Genomic DNA, 18,609 nt, shown 5'->3' with positions numbered 1-18,609 from the left:
TCCCTTCCCGAACTCAGAAGTGAAACCTCTTAGCGCTGATGGTAGTGTGGGGTTACCCATGTGAGAGTAAGTCATCGCCAGCTCATTATTCTAAAAATCCCTCTGATCATTCATCAGGGGGATTTTTTTCGACTATAAAAAGCTAAAAGTCCTTAATAATTTGCTTAGAAGATACCTTTATAAATAAAAATGATGATATAGCACTCTATTTATTAGTAATAATTTTAAATATTTAGTCGCAGAGGAGTAAAAATTGTATGATTTTTGATTAATTTGTGCTATAAAAAATAAAACAGGCATAAAAATTGCTTATAAATAGCGCAAAATAAGGAGGGTAAAACAGCATGCGGTTATCAGTTGGATTAAAAGTTGCAAACTCATTATCTTTAACACCACAGTTACAACAGGCGATCCGTTTACTGCAATTGTCGAGCCTAGAACTTGAGCAAGAAATTCAAGTCCAGTTAGAAAGTAACCCATTATTAGAAAAAGTGGAAGAGCAGACCACGGTTGAAAGTTTATCTAATTTAGAAAAAGAGACTGAGAATAAAGATTTAACCAATGAATTAAATGCTGACCATTTACCAGATGATTTGCCTGTAGATACCGATTGGGATGACGTTTACACCCATCAACCGACCAGTTTAGGTTCTGCTGATTTTGAAGAGCGTGAAGATAATCGTCAAGGTCATTTAGGCTTAAGCGAGCATATGCTTGAGCAAATTAATCTACTCAATTTTAGTCAAATTGATAAATTAATAGCTTATTGTTTAATTGATTCATTAGATGAAAAAGGTTTTTTAGATGTAGAAATTTCAGAGATTACTGCATCGGTACAACACTTATTACAGTCAATGGATTATGAAGATGAAGTTGAAGATGATGAGATACTTGCAGTACTCAAATGTATTCAGCGGCTTGACCCCGTAGGAGTGGGGTCGCGTAATTTAGCAGAGTGTTTAGCGGTACAGTTAGATTTATTGCCGAGCAATACTGTCAATCGTCGTGAGGCCTTATTATTATTGCAACATTATGAGTTGTTAATTAACAATGAATTAAGCAAGTTAATCAAACAAACAGGTTTAAATACTGAGCAATTAAAAGCAGCCCTTGAGCTATTAAAAACTTTAAAACCACATCCAGGTCTAGATTTTGAGAATAAAGAATCAGACTATCAAATTCCAGATGTGGTGGTAGCTAAAAAAAATGAAATTTGGCAGGTACAACTTAATCCAGATATTGTACCTAAGTTAAGAGTCAATTCGTTTTATGCCAATATGATTCGTCGTGCTGATCAAAGTGATGATAATCAATATCTACGTAATCAAATGCTTGAAGCAAAAAACTTTATTAAGAGTATTGATGAGCGTCATAAAACTTTACTTAAAGTAGCTAGCTGTATTGTTGAGCATCAAAAAGCCTTTTTAGAAATTGGTGCTGAAGGTATGCGTCCCTTGGTGTTACGCGATATTGCAGAAGAAGTTGAACTGCATGAATCGACGGTTTCACGGGTGACCACAAATAAATATATGCTAACACCGCGTGGTTTATTTGAATTGAAATATTTCTTTTCAAGTCATGTTGGAACGACAACAGGTGGTGAGGCATCCTCTACTGCGATTCGCGCCAAGATTAAAAAGTTAATTAGCGAAGAAAATATACGTAAGCCTTTGTCGGATAATGCAATTGCTAATTTGCTTAAGGAAGAGGGGATTGATGTGGCGCGTAGAACAGTTGCAAAATATCGTGAATCACTGAATATTCCATCATCTTCTGAACGAAAAGTATTGATCTAATTTTTAAAGTGCGGTAATTGTAAAGGTGCATTATGACAACATAATGACCGATAAAGGTGCGGCTTAAGTGGTTTTTAAGTCTGCGACGTATTTCATCCTACACATTGAGGGATAGAACTATGCAAATTACAATTCGTGGTCATCATTTAACTATTACTCCTGCGATTGAAGATAATATCCGCAGTAAATTTGCCCAAATAACTAAGCATCTTGATCAAATCAGTAGTATGCAGGTCAAGCTCAGCAAAGATCATCAAGTGGATAAGCGCTCTAAAAAGGGCAGCAGTAACCACATTGCCGAAGCGATTGTGCGTGTACCAGGTGCTGAATTGTTTGCGCAAGCAACAGCGGATGATATGTATAGTTCGATTAAAAAAATGACGGAAAAGCTTAAACGCCAACTCGAAAAATATCGTGAATCTCAAACTGAGTATCAAGCAATTTTGTCTTAGTGCTTAAAAAAGCAAAAAGAGGTTTTTTTAAACCTCTTTTTTTATAGATATAATGTATATCACTAATGAATTATTTTTGTCATTTATAGTAGAATGACAGGTTTTTACACCCTTGATCTAATATAAGAGGTCTTTGCGATGAATAGTGATCAGCTCACTGATATTTTAAAAGCTGCTTTTCCTGAGGCTGAAGTTGCTGTAAGTGGGCAAGGCGGAAAATTTGATCTTCGTATTGTCGATGATCAATTTGAAGGTAAACGTCCGGTTGCTCGTCAACAAGCTGTTTATGCACCGCTAAATTCTTATATTGCAAGTGGTGAAGTGCATGCTGTCACAATTCGTGCAATGACCAAAGAAGAATGGCGTAAAGCTAGTCTTTTCGGAGCTTAATTCGTTAATGGATAAATTTTTAATTCAAGGTGGTACTAAGCTCGAAGGTGAAGTACGAATTTCAGGTGCAAAAAATGCAGCCTTACCGTTACTTGCAGCAACCATTCTAGCTGATACCCCAATTACGCTCACCAATGTGCCTAATTTAAAAGATGTAAATACATTGGTGAAGTTGATTGCAGGCTTAGGCGTCACTATCAGTTATGAAGGTGACACCGTAAAAGCGGATATTTCAACATTAGATAATCAATTTGCGCCCTATGAATTAGTAAAAACAATGCGCGCTTCAATCTTGGTGCTTGGTCCTTTATTGGCACGTTACGGCTCAGCTAAAGTATCACTGCCGGGCGGCTGTGCGATTGGTTCACGTCCAGTTGATCAACATTTAAAAGCGCTAGAAGCATTAGGTGCGAAGATTGAAGTTGAAAATGGCTATGTCTTAGCAGAAGTAGACGGTCGTTTAAAAGGTGGTGAAGTTGTTTTTGATATGGTGACCGTAGGCGGTACCGAAAATATCTTAACAGCTGCGGTACTTGCTGATGGCGTAACCACGATTCGTAATGCTGCGCGTGAGCCAGAAATTACCGATCTTGCGCAAATGCTAATAAAAATGGGCGCTAAGATTGAAGGTTTAGACACAGACACACTTGTGGTGACAGGTGTTGAAAGCTTACATGGCTGTGAATATGCAGTCGTGGCGGATCGTATCGAAACCGGTTCATATTTAGCAGCAGCAGCCATTACGGGTGGCCGTGTGAAAACCACACATACTGACCCAAGTTTATTAGAAGCAGTATTAGATAAATTTGAAGAAATGGGTGCAGAAGTGACCCGTGGTGATGACTGGATTGAGCTTGATATGCAGGGCAAACGTCCTAAAGCAGTCAGCTTCCGCACGCTGCCGCATCCAGAATTCCCAACCGATATGCAAGCACAGATTATGGCAGTGAATGCCATTGGTCGTGGTTTTGCGACTATTTCGGAAACGATTTTTGAAAACCGCTTTATGCATGTACCTGAATTGTCACGTATGGGCGCCAATATTCAGGTCGAAGGTAATGATGCCGTGGTAACCGGTGTAGAACAACTTTCTGCAGCGCCTGTTATGGCAACGGATTTACGTGCTTCATTCTCACTAGTTTTAGCCGCATTGGCAGCTGACGGTGAAACACTGATTGACCGCATTTATCACATTGACCGCGGTTATGAAGATGTTGAAGCAAAACTGCAAGGTTTAGGTGCCCAAATTAAGCGAGTAAGCGAGTAAGATTAATGAGCGATATGAGAAACGATGATCCAAACTTTGACGTAATGGGCAATTTTGATCATGGTTTAACCTTAGCATTAAGTAAAGGTCGTATTTTAAAAGAGACCTTACCTCTGTTAGAAACAGCCGGTATTAATCTTTTAGAAGATCCTGATAAATCGCGTAAATTAATTTTCCCAACCACGCATAAACACGTTCGTATTTTAATTTTACGTGCCTCTGATGTACCAACTTATGTTGAAAATGGTGCAGCAGATCTTGGTGTTGCGGGTAAAGATGTGCTGATGGAACATGGCGCGCAAAATGTCTATGAACCGCTCGATTTAAAAATTGCCAACTGTAAATTAATGACAGCGGGTAAAGTGGGGATGCAACGTCCAAAAGGTCGTTTAAAAATTGCCACTAAATACGTGAATTTAACCCGTCAATACTATGCAAGCCTTGGTGAGCAAGTCGATGTGATTAAACTTTATGGTTCAATGGAGTTAGCGCCATTAGTGGGTTTAGGTGATTACATTGTAGACGTTGTGGATACTGGTAATACCTTACGTGCCAATGGTTTAGAGCCATTAGAAGAAATTTGTAAAGTGTCTTCACGTTTAATCGTGAATAAAGCCAGCTTTAAACGTAAGCAACAATTGCTCAATCCAATTCTAGCGCAGCTTGAACAAGCTGTCGCAGAGCGTGAAGCTGCTAAATAAGCTTAAAACGTTTTGTAATCTAAAACCGCCTTTCGAGGCGGTTTTTTTATGTGAAAGATCAAGTCAGCTTTTAATCAATCATGACAAAAGTTATTTCCTATTAAACTGCATAGATAGATACCGACAAAACTTCAGAAAACAGGTAAACTAAACTTTTCTTATAGACATTTTGTGGGTAAATTGATGCGACGTTTATCGACTCAAGATCAAAACTTTAAACAAATCTTTGCTGATTTGTTAGCTTTTGAGACTGTTAGCGATCCTGAACTTTTAAAGACTGTAGACCAAATCATTGCCGACGTTCGTCAGCATGGTGACGCTCATGTTCTTAAGCTGACACAACAGTTCGATCGACATCCTGCGCATCAATTTTCAGATCTAGAACTGACTCAAGCACAGCTTAAAGCCGCTTTTGAAGGTCTAACCACTGAAGTGCGTGAAGCATTAGAGCTTGCAGCAAACCGTGTACGTGAATTTCACCAAGCGCAAAAACAAGACGGTTGGACCTATGTAGATGCTTTAGGCAATACCTTAGGTCAAAAAGTGACACCGCTTGATCGTGTGGGGATTTATGTACCGGGCGGTTTAGCATCTTACCCTTCATCAGTACTGATGAATGCCGTACCTGCGCATGTGGCAGGTGTGCCTGAAATTATTATGGTGGTGCCTGCGCCAAATGGTGATTTAAATCCATTGGTGTTGGCAGCAGCTTATTTAGCTGGTGTAACCCGTGTATTTACCATTGGTGGAGCACAAGCTGTTGCAGCATTGGCGTATGGCACCCAAACTGTGCCAGCGGTGGATAAAATCACAGGTCCGGGTAACCGTTTCGTAGCTGCGGCAAAACGTGCGGTGTTTGGTCAAGTTGGTATTGATATGATTGCCGGCCCTTCAGAAATCTTAGTCTATGCAGAAGGCGAAAATAACGCAGAATGGTTGGCGATGGACTTATTGTCACAAGCTGAGCATGACACCGTGGCACAAGCGGTATTTATTACCCCTGATGAAAATTTGTTAAATGCAGTAGGCGAGTGGATTGAAAAACATTTACAAGCCCTACCAAAAGCAGATATTGCCCGTACTTCAATTGAAAACCGCGGTGCATTGGTTTTGGTGAAAGACCGTGCCGAAGGTGTTGAGTTGATTAACCAAGTGGCGCCTGAGCATTTAATGCTATGTTTAGATGAAGCAGAAGCAATGGCGGAAGATATTCGTCATGCCGGTGCCATCTTCATGGGTCGTTATACCCCAGAAGCGATTGGTGATTACTGTGCAGGTCCAAACCACGTTTTACCAACTTCAGGGACAGCACGTTTCTCATCACCACTTGGCGTATATGATTTCCAAAAACGTTCAAGCTTAATCATGTGCTCAAAAGACGGCGTGAAAACTTTAGCGAAAACTGCTGATACTCTAGCGCAGCAAGAAAATTTAGATGCACATGCACGCTCAGCACGTTACCGCTACCAAGATTAAGCCTACACTATCAATTGAATGTGCCAATCTAAACCTCTGCCCAGCTGAATCTAATCAATCTGAATGATCTGCAGAGGTTTAGCTCAATGACCAAAGAGAGCAACAGCATGTCTAACGTGACTACACAACAAATGCGTTTTTGGAGCCCAGCCGTACGCGAGCTTGAGCCGTATGTACCAGGTGAACAGCCTAAAATTGAAAACCTATTAAAATTAAACACGAACGAAAACCCTTATCCACCATCACCGCAAGTTGTGGAAGCGGTACAAAAAGTACTGCAGAACTCAGCAGATGCATTACGTTTATATCCAGATCCAGATGCATCTGAATTAAAACAGGCGATTGCGCATCAACAGCAGGTTCCTGTAACGCAAGTCTTTGTCGGTAATGGTTCTGATGAAGTTTTAGCGCATATTTTTAAAGCGTTCTTTGTGCAAGAATTACCATTGTTATATCCAGATATTACCTATAGTTTTTATCCAGTCTATAGCCAATTCTTTGGGGTAAAAACCAAAGTCTTGCCACTCAATGATCAATTTGAAATTGTTGTGGATGATTATAAGCAGCCAAATGGCGGCATTATCATTACTAACCCAAATGCACCGACCAGTATTGATTTAGGCTTAAGCGCGATTGAGGAAGTATTGCAAGCCAATCCAGACTCTGTCGTGGTGATTGATGAGGCTTACGTTGATTTTGGTGCGCAATCTGCTGTCAGTTTAGTTAAAAAATATGACAATTTAGTGGTGTGTCAAACCACATCTAAGTCACGTTCTTTAGCAGGTTTGCGTGTTGGTTTTGCCATCGCACAGCCGCATTTAATTGCAGCTTTAGAAGCTGTTAAAAACAGCTTTAACTCCTATCCTATAGATCGTTTTGCGATTGCTGCTGCCAAAGCATCATTTGAAGATCAGGCTTACTTTGAAGCACAATGCCAAAAGGTGATTGCTAGCCGTGAAAAGCTGATGACTGATTTAACAGCTCTTGGTTTTAACGTATTGCCGTCAAAAGCAAACTTTATTTTTGCCACATTAGATGGGAAAGATGCAGGTCAGCTTGCCGCTGAGTTACGTGAGCGTGGCATTATTGTGCGTTACTTTAACAAGCCACGTATTAATCAGTATCTGCGCATCACGATTGGTACAGATGCAGAAAATCAGCGTTTGGTGGATACTTTGAAAAATGAGATTTTAGTTTAATCTGCCTAAACCCCTCTTTGATCAAGAGGGGTTTTTTGTATTGTTTTAAAGGGTGATTGGGAGGAATTAAAAACTGATTTATTCAGCTTGATACCACGTATTCAATAAATCCTGCATTGCAGCCACCTTATCAAAGCATTCCTGATATTCGGCATCGACATTCGAGGCAATCGTGATCCCGCCGCCAGCCCAAAGAGAAATATCAGTTTGATATTTTTGAATAGAGCGAATCAAGATATTCCAACAGCCTGTTCCATCAAAGTTAAAATATCCCATTGAGCCACAATAGGCACCGCGTGGTGCTTGTTCTAGTTCATTAATAATTTGCATGGCGCGAATTTTAGGTGCACCAGTAATAGACCCCCCCGGCAGCGCAGACATTAAGACATCAAACGGTTTCACTTCAGCTTTTAAGGTGGCAGTCACTTCACTCACCATATGATGCACTTGATTAAAGCTTTCAATATTAAATAATTTAGGCGTTTTAACGCTGCCGATTTCCGCATACACGCTTAAATCATTACGGAGTAAATCCACAATCATGACGTTTTCAGCACGGTCTTTTTCTGAATCGATCAGTTGCTGTTTAGATTGTGCATCTAAACTGGCATCAGCAAAGCGTGGCATGGTGCCTTTAATCGGTTTAGTTACAATATGACGCTTTGCATTAAACTCAATAAACAGCTCAGGCGAGCAGCTAAGTAATTCAAACTCACCAGTACGCAAATAGCCTGCATAGGGTGCTTGTGTCAGTTGCCAAAATTTTTCTGCCGTAGCAGCAAGTCGACCTTGCGCTTGACCGATAAATTCTTGGGTTAAATTAATTTGGTAGCAATCCCCAGCGACAATATAATCTTGCACGCGTTGAAATGCAGCTTGATACTCGGCTTTACTCCAACGTGCTTGGCAGGGCTGAGTCAGATAAAAATCTAAAACTGGTTTTTGTTGTAAAGTATCTTGCAAATAGCCAAATTGCGCTGCTGCTTGGGTAGATGTGCTTTGGAAATACCAACCATCCACACCCAACTCAAGATAGCTAGTAAACAGACCTAAGAATAGAGCAGGCTGTGTTTTATAATGGAGTTGAATGGCTTGTGCTGCGCCGTGATCATAGCCAATAAAGCCCATGATGCCGCCACTAAAACTGTGTTGATTGACGCGAGTGTTGGCGCTTTGAATCAGTTGACTGAAATCTTGGGCGTCACTTGCTTGGTATTGATTGACGCCTGTCGCTTGAAAATAGTGCATCTCATTGTTTAAGACGCAGTACTGTTCAGGAAAGCAGCCAATCACCGGCTTGCCCTGATTATATAAATACAACACAGGATCTAAAGCGCTGAGTGCACTGATTAACTCAGCAGGGCTTTGTAGCGGACAAAGTCGTTGGGAAAAAGCAGCAGCTTGGCTCATAAATCTACACAGACAAATGGGAGATGCTTAGTGTAGCTAAAATTCTGCTTAGGTCAGCATGCGTAGGCGCAATTTGCGCTAAAAATGCGCATTTTTAGCCAAGAGTGAATCGTGCTGCTGTGATTTTAGCCGTGATTAACCGGTTTGATCTAAACGTGAACCTAGTGTTTCCAAATGCATATCAAATTGTGCCAATTTACGGTCGGCAAAATAATGCCTTAAGGTACGTTCTACACTTGGAAATGCCAGTTGCTGCCATGGAATCTCATCTTCGCTAAATAAGCGCGATTCGATGGTTTCTTCACCGGCACCAAATTTACCCTCCACAAGGCTGGCTTTAAATAGCACATAAATTTGTCCAATGCGTGGAATATTGTACATGCAGTACAGCTGTTCGATTTCGACTTCAGCTTCAGCTTCTTCGCGGGTTTCGCGTGCTGCACCTTGTTCCATGGTTTCAAACAGTTCCATGTAACCTGCAGGCAATGTCCATAAACCATAACGTGGTTCAATGGCACGGCGACAGAGTAAGACTTTATCTTCATGCAGCACTAAAGCACCACAAATGACTTTAGGATTAACGTAATGGATATTGCCACAACTGCTACACACCTGACGTACTTGGTGGTCGCCTAAAGGGATTTTCTCGACAGTTTTTTGTCCGCAGTTGCCGCAAAAGTTCATATGCATCATCAATGATAACCGGATGCCTCAGGATAACGTAAAAAAAGCATGCCTGCACCCTCTGATGACGCTATCCTTTAGAATAAAATTTCAGCTATCATGGTATTTAATTGCATAAATTGGGACGTAGAGCAAACGACATGGATGATCGTGCACTGACTTTATTATTACAACAACGATTGCGCTTTTCTAAGCGTGTGCGTGAGGCGCAAGCTGCGGTACTGATTGCGATTACCCAAGAAGATGATCCTAAAGTACTGCTGACACGGCGTTCGGTGTATTTAAATAGTCATCCGGGAGAGGTGTCTTTTCCTGGAGGAAAACGTGATCCACAAGACACCAGTAATATTGTAGTGGCATTACGCGAAGCGCAAGAAGAAACTGGGTTGAATCCTTTTGATGTGGAACTGATTGGCGATTTACCGATGCAAAAGGCACGTAACGGTATGTTAGTTAAACCCGTGGTCGGTCTCATTCCGCCCAATTTACCCTTGGTCGCGCAGCCCAGTGAAATTGATCGGATTTTCTATGTTTCCTTACGTAAAATGCTTGAAGCCAATCCGATTCCTTATGAAGTGCGCTATCAGCATCAATCCTTATATTTCCCAAGTTTTCGTTTAGAAAATGAAATTATTTGGGGACTCACCGCACGTATGATGGTGTCGTTATTTCAATATGGCCTCGATTATCAAAAGGAATGGCCATTTTTACTCAACTCTCCAGCTTTTAAAATCAAAAAATAAAGAGTCTATTATGTTATATGAATATAAAAATTTAAGTCCTAAAGCCATCAATGTGCCGTGGAATGGTTGGGTGGCGCCTACAGCTAGCGTGATTGGTAATGTCGAATTAGGCGATAAAGTGAGTATTTGGTTTGGCGCGGTGGTGCGTGGGGACAATGCCAAAATTCATATTGGGCATTACAGCAATGTGCAAGAAAATGCGGTGTTACATACCGATGCTGGCATTGATATGCACATTGGTGATTACGTTACGATTGGACATCAAGCCATGCTACATGGTTGTCTGATTGGTGAGAATTCTTTGATTGGCATTCAGGCGGTAGTGCTTAACCATGCACAGATTGGTAAAAATTGTATTATTGGTGCCAATGCCTTAATTCCTGAAGGTAAAGTCATTCCTGATAATTCGGTAGTGATGGGATCGCCCGGTAAAGTGGTAAAAACTTTAGATGCAGCAGGCATTGCTAAACTTAAACAAAGTGCATTGCATTATGCTGAGCATTTTGCGGATTTTCAGGATTTAAAAGCCGTTGAGGTGTAAGCGATCAAGCCAAACCACGCGTTTGGCTTTTTTGTATCGTGTATCGCCAAGTTTTTAGGAGTGGAGTATGATAGCCACCATTTTTAAATATTTATTCATTAAGGTTTGGCATGAAATTGCTGGCACTCGAAACTGCCAATCAGCAGTGTTCCGTCTGTATTGTCGATGACACCCAAGAGTTGTTTTTTGATTTTGACTCCCGCCCGCGCGCGCAAACGCAAACCATCTTACCGATGATTGAACAAGGCTTACAGCAACAAGGCTTACAGCCAAGTGATCTGACTGCAATTGCATTTAGTCGTGGTCCGGGTTCATTTAGCGGTGTGCGTATTAATGCTGCGGTGACGCAAGCCTTGGCATGGTCAAATGATTTACCGGTGGTTCCGGTATCAACTTTGCAAGCTTTAGCACAAGCTGCACAGCGTGTGCATGGTTTAAGCCAAGTCACTGCGGTGATTGATGCCCGCATGAATGAAGTGTATATCGCAAGCTTTAAGCTTGATGAACACGGCATTATGCAAGCGGTTGATCAAGAGCAGTTACTGAACTACGAAAAAGCGCTGCACGTTAGCCAATTTGTGTTAGTGGGTTCAGGCAGTCATTTGCTCGATGCAACAGCAACCCAATATCAGGCGCTGGAACCGACTGCACAAGATATTGCCACAATTGCGCGTCAAGCAGCTTTACAACAAAATTGGGTCAGTGCTGAATTAGCATTGCCTGTATATTTACGTGACGATGCATGGAAAAAAATTCCAGATCAAGGCAAAGCATAATTTAGGTAATTGTTATGGATCTTTTACTGCTGTTAAAAGCAGCCATTATGGGGATTGTAGAGGGGATTACCGAATTCCTGCCGATTTCTAGTACTGGGCATTTAATTTTAGCTTCTGAGCTCATGAACTTTTGGAGCAAAGAAAAAAGCGATGTCTTTGTGATTGCTATTCAAATGGGTGCAATAGCCGCGGTTATTTATGAATACTGGGCACGACTTTGGGGTGCTGCGACCGGGATCGTAAGTGGTGAGCCGCAAGGACGCCGTTTAGGGATTGGTTTGATCTTAGCCTCGATTCCAATTGTGTTGGTGGGTTTGACTTTTGGTCAAACGGTCAAAGAACTGCTTTTTAATAATATTGCCATTGCGATTGGTTTAATTGTCGGTGGTTTAATCATTATTTGGATTGAAAAAAATCCTCCTGTTGTTCGTGCTAAAGAAGTCGAAGATTTAAGCATTAAAGATGCGGTATGGATTGGTTTAATTCAAGTATTGTCGTTGATTCCAGGAACTTCACGTTCAGGTGCAACCATTATTGGTGCAATGTTCTTAGGTGTATCACGTAAAGCCGCAACCGAATTCTCGTTCTTCTTGGGTATTCCTGTGATCGTGGGTGCAGGTTTATTGGACTTATATCAAAGCTATCATGTCTTTGAAGGTACAGCAGATTGGACTGTAATTGGCGTAGGGCTATTGGTGTCATTTGTCTCGGCTTTATTGCTGATTCGTGCTTTAGTGGCCTATGTAGCTAAACGTGACTTTATGGTCTTTGCGTGGTATCGCATTGTATCGGGTTTAGCGATTTTATTATTTGCATATACAGGTTGGACTTTATGGTAAGCGCATTACGCTTATACACAGAACAGGCCTTTTTAGAGAAAGCACAGCAGTATTCTGCTGTGCTTTCTTCGCGTGGGGTTGATGTTGAGATTGAAGTGATTGAAAAACTCGCAGCGCGGTTTTTACGCCTCAATCCAGAATTAGCACTTTGTGTTGACCAAGAAGGCTTATGGTTATCTGCCAATGGCATGAAAATGCAACCAGATTGGCAAGGTGAAACAGGGCGTTTAAAACGTGCTTCACTCAAGTCAGAAATGATTGCTCGTGCCTGTAATTTATCAGAGAAACCGCGTTTAATTGATGCAACGGCAGGTTTAGGGCATGACAGTTTACTTATGGCGCATTTAGGTGCACATGTAACGCTCGTAGAACGTCATCCAATCCTGTTTAGCTTGCTTGAAGATACACAGCAACGCGCCTTAAACGATAAAATTTTGCATGCTGCTGCATCACGTATTCAGTTGGTTTTCTCTGATTCTGCCGACTATTTAAGCCAGCAAGCTGAATTAGGCAATACCTTTGATGTCGTATATTTAGACCCCATGTTCCCACAGCGTGATCAAAATCAGCAAGCGCCAAAAAAACAGGCACAAGTAAAAAAACAAATGCAGCTTTTACATCTGTTATTGCCAGAAGATGGCGAAATGGATTTAGGTGACAACCTTTTGCCGTTGGCACAGAAAATTGCCAAGCGTGTAATTGTGAAACGTCCTCGTTTAGCGGTATTTTTGGCAGGACAAAGCACAGATCAACAATGGCTTGGTGATGCTTGCCGTTTTGATGCTTATTTTCAACATGATTTAAAAATGTAACTGCCGCATTTTTAAGCATTGTTTTAAGATATAGTAGATTCGAGCATTGATAAAGCTGCCATTCGGCATACACTTAATCGCGCACCTTTGGCAGGCATTGCATAGATAACTCCATGATCGACTTTAAACCCTCCATTAACTTTTGGCATGATTTTAAAAGCAACCAAATTGCCGGTATGTGGTTATTCTTTGGTTCACGTCGTGCCTTACAAATTGTTCGCCCGTCCATCCCACAGTTGATTGTTTGGGGGATTTTAGGTGGTTGTGCCAATACCTTATTTGCATGGCTCAGTGCAGGTGAAGTCGGCGAGTTTAACTCACAAGGTTTAGTGAGTTATGCCTTATGGCCATTTATTGCCTTAATTGTTGGGATCTTCTTATCACAGCGCATTAACAACCCACGCTTAATGCTTGTGCCTGCCTTATTGTGGTTGGTACTCGACACGCACGTTGCCTTACTGCAAAGCTTAATTCAATATTTAGGCATGATGGATTGGTTGCCCTATCTGTTATATGACTATTTGCCTATTTTATTTATGGTGTTGTTTGTTTGGCAAAGTTTGGCAGTGGTATGGGTATTTGCGCGTGAGTTACAGTGGCCATGGTGGGAACGTGCCCTAATTATTATTGCCACGTTATTTACCCTAGTGGTATGGCAAATTTCTGCAAAAAGCCAACCGATTTGGAAAGTGGATGAAGTACCGCCAAGTATTTCTGAGGCAGCCATCTATGCACAGCCCAAAGTGCTTAATAAAGCTTTAGACAGCATTCAATTTGGTGAATTTGCGCAAAGCCATTGGTACTTTTTAGGCGTGGCAGGTGCCAGTTATCAAGATGTATTTAAGTCTGAAGTGGAGCGAATTCGTGAACAATTTGATACTCGATTTGGGACTTTTGGGCGCTCGATGGTCTTGATTAATCATCCTGCTACACGAGATACTCAGCCGATTGCCTCAAAAACCAGTATTGAAATGGCGCTCAAACGCATCGGGCAACAAATGAATCGGGAAAGCGATGTATTATTTTTATATATGACCTCACATGGCTTGCCTAATCAATTTGAACTTGAAAATGCACCGATTGATTTAGCCTATGTCGAACCGAAATGGTTACGTGATACGTTGGATAAATCAGGCATTCGCTGGCGGGTGATTGTGATTTCATCTTGTTTCTCAGGCAGTTTTGTCTCGGCTTTACAAGATGAAAATACCTTGGTGATTACCGCAGCTGCGGCTGATCGTGAGTCATTTGGCTGTAGTAATGAGGCTGATTACACCTATTTTGGGCGCGCTTTATTTGATGAAGCGATGCGAGAACAACATTCGTTTGAAAGTGCGTTTTTACAAGCCAAAGATACAGTAGCCAAGTGGGAAGCTGCACAAGGTTTTGAACCGTCTGAGCCACAATGGGCGATGGGTAAAAATATGCAACTGATGTTGCCTCAATTGGAACAACGTTTATTTCCAGCACAAAACAATACCGCACCTTAAGTAGGACAACATATGGAATTATTACAAAACAACCAATGTTTTGCAGGCGAGCAGCGTATTTATCGTTTTGCATCCAGCACTTTAAAAAAAGATAGCAAATTTGGTATTTTTTTGCCGCAACAAGCCTTAACAGGTCAAGCTTGTCCAGCACTGTTTTACTTGGCAGGTTTAACCTGTAACGAAGAAACTTTTGCTATTAAAGCGCATGCTCAGCGTTTAGCTGCGCAGTTGGGTTTAATTTTAATTACCCCAGATACTTCACCGCGTGGTGATGATGTTGCCAAAGGCGACCATTGGGATTTAGGTCAAGGTGCGGGTTTTTATATTAATGCCACTCAAGCGCCGTGGGCTGAGCATTACCAAATGCAAAGCTTTATTGTAGATGAGCTGTATAGCTTGGTTGAAAATGAATTTAATATTGCCAAAGGCAAAGTGGGAATTTTTGGTCACTCGATGGGTGGACATGGCGCATTAACTTTAGCGCTTAAATATCCTGAAAAATTTAAGTCAGTTTCAGCCTTTGCACCTATTTGTGCACCAAGCCAATGTCCTTGGGGTGAAAAAGCTTTTTCAAATTATTTAGGTGAAGATCGCAGTATTTGGTTGCAGCACGATGCGACTGCGTTGCTTCAAGAAAAAGGTGCCTTATTTAGTGATATTTTAATTGATCAAGGTTTAAAAGATCAGTTTTATAGCCAACTTAATCCAGCACTGTTTCAAGAGGTCTGTCAGCAGGTCGGGCAAAAGCTGACCTTACGCGAGCATCAAGGCTATGATCATGGTTATTACTTTATTCAAAGTTTTATTGATGATCATCTGCAATACCACGCAGTACAACTGCAACCTTAACAAAAGAGGCATGTCGCCTCTTTTTTATTGCCATATTGCAGTAAATTCCTGATTCGCCATCCGATTGAGATGATTTAACACTACATTTTGTATATGGGTTAAATCTTCAACTTGGCTTTCAATTGAGACCGCCAAAGTGTCAGCATGCGGGGTCAGGGTAATATGGTATTCAGGCATAAAAATCTGAAAATCAGACTCACTTTGGCTGACTTCAAATTTATGTTTCCAGTGGTTGAGTAAGCGTTTACTGATGCGAGCGCCATCTGGGGTGTGAATTTGTGTCGTTGTTTTCATGAGCATTAGCCTCTAAATTTTGTTTAGTTTAGCAAAGCCAAACGCTGAATTACGCTGCAAAAATGCAACCCTGTGTTTTAACAGCACGCATGACACGATGAAAAGCCTACATAGCAAGGCGCTGGAATTTGTTATAATGACATCAATTTTGCAATATTCCCAAAGCCAGGTTCTATTATGTCCAAGCCATATTTAATCGCACCTTCTATTTTATCTGCTGACTTCGCACGTCTAGGTGAAGAAGTTGAAAACGTACTTGCGGCAGGTGCTGATGTTGTGCATTTTGACGTGATGGATAATCACTATGTACCCAATTTAACCTTTGGCGCAGGGGTATGTAAGGCATTAAAAAAATACGGTATTCAAGCGCCGATTGATGTGCATTTAATGGTCAAACCTGTTGATCGTATGATTGGTGATTTCCTAGAAGCAGGCGCGGATATTATTACCTTCCATCCTGAAGCCTCTGAGCATATTGACCGTTCTTTACAGTTGATTAAATCAGGCGGTGCTAAAGCGGGCTTAGTATTTAACCCAGCAACACCACTGCATTATCTAGATTACGTATTAGATAAAGTTGACCAAGTGTTATTAATGAGTGTCAACCCAGGCTTTGGCGGGCAAAAATTCATTCCAATGACCTTAGATAAATTACGCGAAGCACGTAAAATCATTGATGCTTCAGGTCGTGATATTCGTTTGGAAGTCGATGGTGGGGTTACGCCAGCCAATATTCGTGAAATTGCTGAAGCAGGTGCGGATATGTTTGTTGCAGGTTCAGCCATCTTTGGTCAAGCTGATTACCAAGCCGTGATTGAAAAAATGCGCGCTGAATTAGCGCTAGTAGGTAGCCAGCAAGCTTAAAGAATTATTGTCAAAAAGAGCACTTAGGTGCTCTTTTTTAGCCTTAAAATAAAGTCATATCACCCATAGAGAAGTAAAGCAAAACTCTATTTGCATTATTTTAGAGCAATCACTGCACTAAAATGGAGATAGTTTGTAAGTTGAATAAACTTGAACCTGGTACAGTGATTGAGCTGAAGATCAGTTCGTCAATTTTTTGGTAATGATTGGTAAAATGCCTTAAATTGGCGCATTTTTTATTTATAATATCTAAATCTACAAGGAGGGACGACCTCCCTTGTTTTGGTCTTTTGCCCAAAACTAGAAAAATCGTCAGGACGGCCTGACTCTATAAAGGAGCAAGGCAATATGGCTTGGGTTATTCTAGTGTTAGCGGGTATCTTTGAAGTAGTGTGGGCCTACAGTATGAAACTGTCGATAGGCTTTACTAAACTGGGTCCAAGTTTAATCACATTGCTATTTATGTTATTGAGTTTTGGTTTATTGGCTTATGCCATGCGTACTTTGCCTTTAGGCACGGCCTATAGCATTTGGACAGGTATTGGTGCGATTGGTGCATTTTTAGTAGGGATCTTTATTTTAGGTGAAGCTGCGAGCCCTATGCGTATTCTAGCAGCTTTACTGATTATTTCTGGTTTGGTTTTGATGAAGTTATCTTCATCTTAAAATTGAAAACAATGACGTCGTGAATCTATAGACTCACGGCGTTTTTTTATGTGGAAAATATATGGCTTGGTTGGTGTTAATTGTGGCGGGATGTCTAGAAGTGGTCTGGGCATACTTTATGAAAATGTCAGACGGCTTTAGCAAATTGACCCCCAGTATTTTAACGATTGTATTTATGATCTTAAGTTTTGCCTTATTGTCTTATGCCATGAAAACGCTACCTTTGGGCACTGCCTATACGGTTTGGACGGGGATTGGTGCTGTAGGTGCATTTTTAGTTGGGATTTTTGTACTGGGTGAACCTGCCAATGCCATGCGAATGCTTGCTGCGACTTTAATCATTTCTGGGTTAGTATTAATGAAAATCTCATCGAGTTAATAAGCATGTCACGCTATTTTTGTCATTATGCTTCACCATTTGGTCATTTAGATTTAATTGCCGATGAACATGCCTTATTGGCAGTATTTACCCAAGATGGAATTGCGTTAGCAGATGCAATTTTTAACCCTGAGCAGGCGATTTTACAGCAGACCCAAATGGAGCTGGATGAATATTTTGCAGGGCAGCGCCGTGAATTTTCTGTGCCCTTAGCCCCGCAAGGTACAGCATTTCAAAAGCGTGCTTGGCAAGCATTAGGTCAAATTCCTTATGGGGAAACGCGTAGTTATTTACAACAAGCACAGATGTTGGGTAACCCGAAGGCGGTACGTGCAGTGGGCGCTGCCAATGGCAAAAATCCAATTTTAATTTTGATTCCTTGTCATCGCGTGATTGGCAGTAATGGCAAATTGGTGGGTTTTTCAAGTGGTATTGAGAAGAAAAAATATTTGCTTGAGTTAGAAGCACTATAATAAAAACTAGATCAAATAAGAAAGGAAAATCAAAATGGTATCAAGAACTAGAAGTGAGAGAGCTTTGCAAGTTTGGCAAATCTTGATTTCTGCCGCTGCAAATCGTCAGACTTTGACCTATCAAATGGTTGCAGAGGCTTTGGAGTTTGAGGGGGCAGGGGTTTTAGCACAAATTTTAGGATGTCTCATGCGTTATTGTGAAACAGAAAATTTACCGCCTTTAACTTGCTTGGTAGTAAATAAGAAAACTGGCGAACCTGGCCATGGTCTAACAACTATAGAAAACTTAACAAAGGATAGAGAGGCTGTTTATAATAGACCTCTTGCGAAAGTGGTTATTGCAAGTTTATTCGGTTTACCAGTGCAGCAATTAAGTTAATACGTAAACCGAATCTTTTCCGTCTATTTCGATAGCGTTCACTTAATATTCTAAATGTTTTCAATTGACTATTGATGTGTTCGATAACAACTCGTATTTTTCCAATCAGTTTATTGTACTTTTTCTCAA

At 41.0% G+C, this 18,609-nt stretch carries 23 protein-coding genes and 1 rRNA gene; 20 read left to right on the top strand and 4 right to left on the bottom strand.

Features of this window, described 5'->3' with window-relative positions:
- From rrf to hisC, 8 genes are all read left to right on the top strand, one after another.
- Positions 1–83 (top strand): 5S ribosomal RNA (rrf, locus tag CYK47_RS13595); the annotation flags it as partial.
- 261 nt (positions 84–344) lie between these two features.
- Positions 345–1,796 carry an RNA polymerase factor sigma-54 gene (locus CYK47_RS13590; RefSeq protein WP_122902354.1) on the top strand — a complete coding sequence of 484 codons (1,452 nt, stop codon included), beginning with the start codon at positions 345–347 and terminating at the stop codon, positions 1,794–1,796.
- Between the two features lie 119 nt (positions 1,797–1,915).
- On the top strand, positions 1,916–2,248 hold the full coding sequence (gene hpf, locus CYK47_RS13585) for a ribosome hibernation-promoting factor, HPF/YfiA family (RefSeq protein WP_122902353.1): 333 nt from the start codon (positions 1,916–1,918) through the stop codon (positions 2,246–2,248).
- A gap of 138 nt (positions 2,249–2,386) precedes the next feature.
- Positions 2,387–2,638, top strand: coding sequence for a BolA family iron metabolism protein IbaG (gene ibaG / locus CYK47_RS13580; protein ID WP_122902352.1), 252 nt, complete (start codon positions 2,387–2,389; stop codon positions 2,636–2,638).
- 7 nt (positions 2,639–2,645) lie between these two features.
- A complete protein-coding gene (gene murA / locus CYK47_RS13575; protein WP_122902351.1) occupies positions 2,646–3,905 on the top strand; it encodes a UDP-N-acetylglucosamine 1-carboxyvinyltransferase in 1,260 nt (419 codons plus the stop codon).
- A 5-nt stretch (positions 3,906–3,910) separates the two neighbouring features.
- On the top strand, positions 3,911–4,606 hold the full coding sequence (hisG, locus tag CYK47_RS13570; protein ID WP_122902350.1) for an ATP phosphoribosyltransferase: 696 nt from the start codon (positions 3,911–3,913) through the stop codon (positions 4,604–4,606).
- 171 nt (positions 4,607–4,777) lie between these two features.
- Positions 4,778–6,082 (top strand): histidinol dehydrogenase, encoded by a 1,305-nt coding sequence (gene hisD, locus CYK47_RS13565; RefSeq protein WP_164709208.1) that lies wholly within the window; start codon positions 4,778–4,780, stop codon positions 6,080–6,082.
- Between the two features lie 107 nt (positions 6,083–6,189).
- Positions 6,190–7,281 (top strand): histidinol-phosphate transaminase, encoded by a 1,092-nt coding sequence (gene hisC, locus CYK47_RS13560; protein ID WP_122902356.1) that lies wholly within the window; start codon positions 6,190–6,192, stop codon positions 7,279–7,281.
- A 78-nt stretch (positions 7,282–7,359) separates the two neighbouring features.
- On the opposite strand, the gene CYK47_RS13555 is transcribed toward hisC, so the two are convergent.
- Complete coding sequence (locus tag CYK47_RS13555; protein WP_122902348.1) at positions 7,360–8,691, bottom strand: anthranilate synthase component I family protein; 1,332 nt, start codon at positions 8,689–8,691, stop codon at positions 7,360–7,362.
- A 135-nt stretch (positions 8,692–8,826) separates the two neighbouring features.
- Positions 8,827–9,375, bottom strand: coding sequence for an NUDIX hydrolase (locus CYK47_RS13550; protein WP_122902355.1), 549 nt, complete (start codon positions 9,373–9,375; stop codon positions 8,827–8,829).
- 140 nt (positions 9,376–9,515) lie between these two features.
- Between CYK47_RS13550 and CYK47_RS13545 the strand changes: the two genes are divergently transcribed.
- The 7 genes from CYK47_RS13545 (at position 9,516) to fghA (ending at position 15,425) form a co-directional block, all read left to right on the top strand.
- Positions 9,516–10,118, top strand: a complete 603-nt coding sequence (locus tag CYK47_RS13545) for a CoA pyrophosphatase (protein WP_122902347.1) — start codon at positions 9,516–9,518, stop codon at positions 10,116–10,118.
- A gap of 10 nt (positions 10,119–10,128) precedes the next feature.
- Entirely contained in the window at positions 10,129–10,659 is a 531-nt protein-coding gene (locus CYK47_RS13540; protein ID WP_122902346.1) for a gamma carbonic anhydrase family protein, read from the top strand.
- 110 nt (positions 10,660–10,769) lie between these two features.
- Positions 10,770–11,435: a tRNA (adenosine(37)-N6)-threonylcarbamoyltransferase complex dimerization subunit type 1 TsaB gene (gene tsaB / locus CYK47_RS13535; protein ID WP_122902345.1), complete on the top strand. Its 666-nt coding sequence runs from the start codon at positions 10,770–10,772 to the stop codon at positions 11,433–11,435.
- Positions 11,436–11,449: 14 nt separating this feature from the next.
- Complete coding sequence (locus tag CYK47_RS13530) at positions 11,450–12,274, top strand: undecaprenyl-diphosphate phosphatase (RefSeq protein WP_122902344.1); 825 nt, start codon at positions 11,450–11,452, stop codon at positions 12,272–12,274.
- Complete coding sequence (locus tag CYK47_RS13525) at positions 12,268–13,086, top strand: class I SAM-dependent methyltransferase (RefSeq protein WP_122902343.1); 819 nt, start codon at positions 12,268–12,270, stop codon at positions 13,084–13,086. Before CYK47_RS13530 ends, CYK47_RS13525 begins: the two co-directional genes overlap by 7 nt.
- 113 nt (positions 13,087–13,199) lie before the next feature.
- Positions 13,200–14,576 (top strand): C13 family peptidase, encoded by a 1,377-nt coding sequence (locus CYK47_RS13520; RefSeq protein ID WP_122902342.1) that lies wholly within the window; start codon positions 13,200–13,202, stop codon positions 14,574–14,576.
- 12 nt (positions 14,577–14,588) lie between these two features.
- Positions 14,589–15,425, top strand: a complete 837-nt coding sequence (gene fghA / locus CYK47_RS13515) for an S-formylglutathione hydrolase (protein ID WP_122902341.1) — start codon at positions 14,589–14,591, stop codon at positions 15,423–15,425.
- 24 nt (positions 15,426–15,449) lie between these two features.
- Here the strand turns inward: fghA and CYK47_RS13510 are convergent, their stop codons facing one another.
- Positions 15,450–15,719 carry a DUF2218 domain-containing protein gene (locus CYK47_RS13510; RefSeq protein ID WP_122902340.1) on the bottom strand — a complete coding sequence of 90 codons (270 nt, stop codon included), beginning with the start codon at positions 15,717–15,719 and terminating at the stop codon, positions 15,450–15,452.
- A 177-nt stretch (positions 15,720–15,896) separates the two neighbouring features.
- Here CYK47_RS13510 and rpe point away from each other — a divergent pair, with 177 nt between their 5' ends.
- The 5 genes from rpe (at position 15,897) to CYK47_RS13485 (ending at position 18,480) form a co-directional block, all read left to right on the top strand.
- Positions 15,897–16,583: a ribulose-phosphate 3-epimerase gene (gene rpe, locus CYK47_RS13505; RefSeq protein WP_122902339.1), complete on the top strand. Its 687-nt coding sequence runs from the start codon at positions 15,897–15,899 to the stop codon at positions 16,581–16,583.
- Between the two features lie 348 nt (positions 16,584–16,931).
- A complete protein-coding gene (locus CYK47_RS13500) occupies positions 16,932–17,249 on the top strand; it encodes a DMT family transporter (protein WP_122902338.1) in 318 nt (105 codons plus the stop codon).
- A 61-nt stretch (positions 17,250–17,310) separates the two neighbouring features.
- Entirely contained in the window at positions 17,311–17,628 is a 318-nt protein-coding gene (sugE, locus tag CYK47_RS13495; RefSeq protein ID WP_122902337.1) for a quaternary ammonium compound efflux SMR transporter SugE, read from the top strand.
- A 5-nt stretch (positions 17,629–17,633) separates the two neighbouring features.
- On the top strand, positions 17,634–18,101 hold the full coding sequence (locus CYK47_RS13490) for a methylated-DNA--[protein]-cysteine S-methyltransferase (RefSeq protein WP_122902336.1): 468 nt from the start codon (positions 17,634–17,636) through the stop codon (positions 18,099–18,101).
- A 64-nt stretch (positions 18,102–18,165) separates the two neighbouring features.
- Positions 18,166–18,480, top strand: a complete 315-nt coding sequence (locus tag CYK47_RS13485) for a hypothetical protein (protein ID WP_213072435.1) — start codon at positions 18,166–18,168, stop codon at positions 18,478–18,480.
- Here the strand turns inward: CYK47_RS13485 and CYK47_RS13480 are convergent.
- Positions 18,437–18,609 (bottom strand): transposase family protein (locus CYK47_RS13480; RefSeq protein WP_164709160.1); only part of this gene is annotated, 173 nt, incomplete at its 5' end. The two genes, CYK47_RS13485 and CYK47_RS13480, sit on opposite strands and share 44 nt — an antisense overlap.

The organism is Acinetobacter sp. B51(2017) (genome assembly GCF_003711395.1).
Taxonomy (GTDB): domain Bacteria; phylum Pseudomonadota; class Gammaproteobacteria; order Pseudomonadales; family Moraxellaceae; genus Acinetobacter.
Note: the sequence above shows the minus strand (reverse complement) of the source record. Positions and strands in the feature narration are given on the sequence as shown.